At 68.7% G+C, this 4,638-nt stretch carries 4 protein-coding genes and 1 pseudogene; 4 read left to right on the top strand and 1 reads right to left on the bottom strand.

Annotated elements, in window-relative coordinates; all coding sequences use genetic code 11:
• The 4 genes and pseudogenes from ACFWF3_RS25025 to ACFWF3_RS25010 all read left to right on the top strand — a co-directional run.
• Positions 1 to 240: pseudogene (locus ACFWF3_RS25025) on the top strand (TetR/AcrR family transcriptional regulator); the annotation flags it as partial.
• Positions 241 to 420: 180 nt separating this feature from the next.
• The gene (locus ACFWF3_RS25020) at positions 421 to 1,872 is read left to right on the top strand and encodes an LVIVD repeat-containing protein (RefSeq protein ID WP_379315650.1); all 1,452 of its coding nucleotides are present in this window, start codon (positions 421 to 423) and stop codon (positions 1,870 to 1,872) included.
• A complete protein-coding gene (locus ACFWF3_RS25015) occupies positions 1,869 to 2,492 on the top strand; it encodes a DUF305 domain-containing protein (RefSeq protein ID WP_379315648.1) in 624 nt (207 codons plus the stop codon). The genes ACFWF3_RS25020 and ACFWF3_RS25015 overlap by 4 nt, the downstream gene beginning before the upstream one ends.
• Positions 2,493 to 2,528: 36 nt before the next feature.
• Positions 2,529 to 4,124: a GMC oxidoreductase gene (locus ACFWF3_RS25010; protein ID WP_378990163.1), complete on the top strand. Its 1,596-nt coding sequence runs from the start codon at positions 2,529 to 2,531 to the stop codon at positions 4,122 to 4,124.
• A 66-nt stretch (positions 4,125 to 4,190) separates the two neighbouring features.
• Here the strand turns inward: ACFWF3_RS25010 and ACFWF3_RS25005 are convergent.
• A partial coding sequence (locus tag ACFWF3_RS25005) for a PucR family transcriptional regulator (protein WP_379315646.1) occupies positions 4,191 to 4,638 on the bottom strand: 448 nt, incomplete at its 5' end.

The raw sequence follows: 4,638 nt of genomic DNA, 5'->3' as shown, positions 1-4,638 counted from the left end.
GATTCCTCGCGCCGATTCCGCTCGCTTCAACTCGACGCCGTGGCCGAGATCCTCGCCGGCTACGGCGCGAGCGCGGCCGGCTACACGCCCGGCGCCCTGGTGTTGCTGATGTCGAGTATCTCCCGCTTCCTGCGGATGGAGGAAGCCTTCGACGTCGACACCGGCCACGCGGACGTCGTCGATCTCATCGAGTCGTTCCTGCGTGAAGTCGAGGGGGAGCGGCGCGACCGGGTGCGCTGAACCGATTCGCCGGATTCCGTTTCCCGGCGCTTCTCGAGTGGTACCGTCTGCGACCAGTAACACGGTTACTACTCGAGAAAGGCGCCTCTGATCGGGGCGACGACAGCACTCATGATCACTTTTTCTGCCCGTGCGCATCGGCGCGCCGGACTGATAATGGCCGCCGCGCTCCTGGTGTCGATGGGCGCGGTGACCGCGCATTCTGCGCCGCCCGCGACCCGCGCCGACTGCCTGCCCGGCTCGGCCCCTGAATCCGGGCTACAGGGTGACGTTCCCGCCGCCGACCGTGACAGCGGTCGTTCTCGGGACGGATTCCGGTGCAACATCCGGCTACTCGGTGCCGCGGGCGGCCGGGGCGGTGGCATCACCTCGGTGACCTTCGACCACTGCGCCTACGTCGGCACATTCTTTCCCGGTGACCTACTCGGACCCGACGCCGGCGTGCAGGTCATCGATGTACGCGACCCGGCCGCACCCGTGCACACCGCCACACTGACCGAGCCCGCGATGCTGGCGGGAACCTGGGAGAGTTTGAAGGTCAACAAGGCTCGCAAACTGCTGGTCGGCGCGGGCGTGCCCTTCCTGACCGGCGCGGGTCTGCTGTCGGTGTACGACATCAGCGACTGCGCGCATCCGCGCCTGCTCAACCCGGGCACCGGGACCGATCTGTCCTTGCCGCTGCCGATCACCGCTCATGAGGGCGGTTTCTCTCCGGACGGTCGCACCTATTGGAGCTCGGGTACAGCGCCCGGCCTGCTCAGCGCGGTCGACCTGACCGACCCGGCGAATCCGCGAGTGGTGTGGCAGGGCCTGCCCGGGCTGTCCATGCACGGGGTCGGCGTCTCCCCGGATGGCAACCGCCTCTACCTGGCGAACAACCTCGGCGGGATGAAGATCCTCGACATCAGCGCGGTCCAGCGGCGTGACCTCGCACCGCAGGTGCCCGAGCTCGCCGATCTGACCTGGTCGGACGGCTGGGCGACACAGCACACCGTTCCGGTGACATACGGGGGAGTGCCCCATGTGTTCGCCGTCGACGAAGCCGGGTCCGGTGGGGTGAAACTCATCGATGTCTCCGACGAGCGGCATCCGCGGATCTCCGGCTCGATCAAGCTCGAGATCAACCAGCCCGAACACCAGGACTCGCTGCTCGCTTCAGCCGGCGGTGGGTCGCTGTTCTCCTACGACGCGCACTACTGCGCGGCCGACCGGCCCGTCGATCCCACGGCATTGGCCTGCGGCTGGACCTCGTCGGGAATCCGCGTCTTCGACGTGCGTGATCCCGGAAAGGTCAGCGAGATCGGTTATTTCAACCCGCCCGCCCGCACCGGAGAACATTTCGCGCTGTCGAACTCATCGCACGCGCTGGCCTCGATCATCGGTCTGCCGCTACTGTCGGCGCCCTCTGTCGCGCAGGCGATCCTGCGGGGCGAATTCGATCCGGAGCAGGCGCTGAGCGCACGGACCGGCGCGGCCGTCGGGGACCTGTCGACCGACTGGTGCTTCTCGCCGCCGGAATGGCGCGGAAATCAGCTCTGGACCACCTGTGCCGACAATGGATTTCTGGCGCTCGAACTCTCGCCGCAGGTCTACACCCCGCCGTCCGACCAGAACTCGACCACCGGATCATGATCAGGCGCAGCGGATTCCGCTTCGCCGCGTTCGGTGCGCTCGCCCTGCTGCTGCTCGCGATGGGCGCGGCGCTGCGGCCCGTGCTGCCCGCCGGCGCCACCGCACCGGCGGTTCTGAGCGAAACCGAGGTCGGTTTCGTTCAGGACATGGTGGCCCATCACGGCCAGGCACTGGTGCTCACCCAGCGGCTCGACGCCGACGCTGATCCGTTCGTCGTCGGTCTGGCCCGGCAGATCGCCGACAGCCAGCGCACCGAACTGGGCATGCTGCTCGGTTGGCTCCGCTTGGCCGGCGCACCGGTTGTCAATCCGCGCCGGATGGCGTGGATGCCGGATGCCGAACAGTCACACCGGCATTCGGGTACCGAGGCGGACCGGACGATGCCGGGGACTGCCTCGGCCGCCGAACTGGACGAGCTTTCCGTCGCGCGCGGAACACAGGCCGAGATCATTTTCCTGCGGCTGATGCGGCGCCATCACGCCGGTGGGGTCGAGATGGCCGCCGCTGCCGATGCGCTGCTCACCGGAGGCGAGGTCGACCGCTCGGCCCGCGAGATGGTGCGCACCCAGGGGCAGGAAATCGGGCTGATGTCCCTCCTGCTGAACCGGCGCGGGGTCTGACCCGTGCCCGGACAACGACACGATGAAGGTACCGCTATGTCTACGATGACCCGCCGTTCCCTGTTCAGTGGTGCCGCCGCCGCGGGCTTGCTGCTCGCATCGTCGCGTGCCGCCGCTGCGGAGAACGGGCCAGCCGCCCGCACCGGTGGTGTCCCGCTGACCAGGGAGGAACGCAGGGTGGTGGTGATCGGCTCCGGCTTCGGCGGCGGCGTCACCGCGCTACGACTGGCCCAGGCCGGGGTGCCGGTGCTGATGCTCGAGCGCGGGAAGCGCTGGGTCACCGGGCCGAACGCGGAGACCTTCCCGCATGCCACCCAGCCCGACAAGCGGTTGCTCTGGCATCGCTCCAGTCCGACGCTGTTCGGTACGCCACTGCTGTTCGAGCCCTACACCGGACTGGTCGAAGCTGTCTCGGGCAGCGGGATGACGGCGCTGTGCGCGGCCGGTCTCGGTGGCGGATCACTGGTGTATCAGGGCATGTCGCTCCAGCCGACCCGCGAGGTGTTCGAAACGCACTTCCCGGCCGGGCTGAATTGGCAGCAGATGGACCAGGTGTACTACCCGCGCGTCGCGCGCATGCTCGGCCTCGCGACCGCGCCGGACGAGCTGGTCGACAGCGCGCCCTACGCGGCCGCACGGGTCTTCGCCGATCGGGTGCGCGGGGCCGGGATGCCGCTGTCGAAGATCCCGATGCCGATCGACTGGAACTACGCGCTGGCCGAATTGCGTGGGGAGATGAAACCGTCCTACACCAACGGCGACGGTGCGATGGGCGTGAACAACGGCGGCAAGAACACCGTCGACGTCACCTATGTCGCGGCCGCCGAGGCAACCGGGAAGGTGGAGGTGCAGACCCTGCACGAGGTCACCGACATCGAGCGGGCGCCCGACGGTCGCTGGGTGGTGCGGGTCGACCGTCTCGACACCGCGGGCGTTGTTCAGGAGAACAAGATCATCACCACGGGCACCCTGGTCCTCGCAGCGGGCAGCCTCAACACCACCCGCCTGCTGGTGCGGGCCGGCGCCACGGGCGCGATCCCGGATCTGCCGGACGAACTGGGCAAGGGCTGGGGCACCAATGCCGACCGCATCTATGTCTGGCGCGATCCGGCGGCGGGTTTCGGTACCGCGCAGGGCGGTCCGGTCGTCTACGGCAGCAAGAACTGGGACGATCCGCACTCAGCGTTCACGGTGATCCAGGCGTCGCTGCCGCCGCTGTCGATGGACGCGGGCAGCACCATGCTGGTCGGCTACGGCGTGAGCGAGAGCCGCGGCGAATTCGTCTACGACACGGGCTCGGATGTCGCGACACTGCGCTGGCCCTCCGACGGCGACCAGGCTATCCAGGTGGGCCACATCGACCCCGCCGTGCGGCGGATCGCGGGACCGGGCGCGCAGGTGCTCGACACCAACGCGGTCTTCCCGTCCACCTGGCACCCGCTCGGCGGCGCGAACATGGACAGCGTGTGCGATCTGGACGGTCGGGTGCGCGGTCAGCGCGGCCTCTACGTGCTCGACGGCGCCCTCATGCCCGGCAACACCGCGGCCTGCAACCCGTCCATGACCATCGCCGCGATCGCCGAACGCGCGGTGGATGTCCTGGTGCGCACCGATGTGGGTGTCGTGATCTGAGCAAGGGACGCGAACGAGAACGGGCGGGCGGTGTCGTATCGACCCGCCCGCCCGTCGTTCGCGAGGCTACGGTGCTGGAAGTAGTTGCTCGCCATAGACTTCGAGGCAGCGCAGCGCCAGCTCGAGGTGGACCCGTCGGCTCTCGATCGGATGACCCAACCGGCGCTCCGCCTGCTTGAGCCGGTACCGGACGGTATTGCCGTGCACGCCGAGCCGGCTCGCGGCCGCATCGATATTGCCTCCGGCACAGAGGAATTCGAACACGGTGTCGCGGAGACGGGCGCCTTGCTCGCTCCGATCGGCGAGTTGCCCGAGTTCGCGTTCGATGAGCGCGCGCACGGACTCGATGTCTCCGTCGCCGGTGAGCAGGCAGACCAGGTCGATGTCCTGGTAGGCGGTGACCGCGCCGGAATTCTGTGCGCTGGTCGCGATCCGCTGAGCGGCACAGGCTTCCAGATGGCTTCGTCGAAAGCCCGCCACACCGGGGCGGGGGGTGCCGAGCGCGAGGTGAAGG

The sequence above is a fragment of the Nocardia sp. NPDC060220 genome, assembly GCF_042727815.1.
Classification (GTDB): Bacteria; Actinomycetota; Actinomycetes; order Mycobacteriales; family Mycobacteriaceae; genus Nocardia.
Note: the sequence above shows the minus strand (reverse complement) of the source record. Positions and strands in the feature narration are given on the sequence as shown.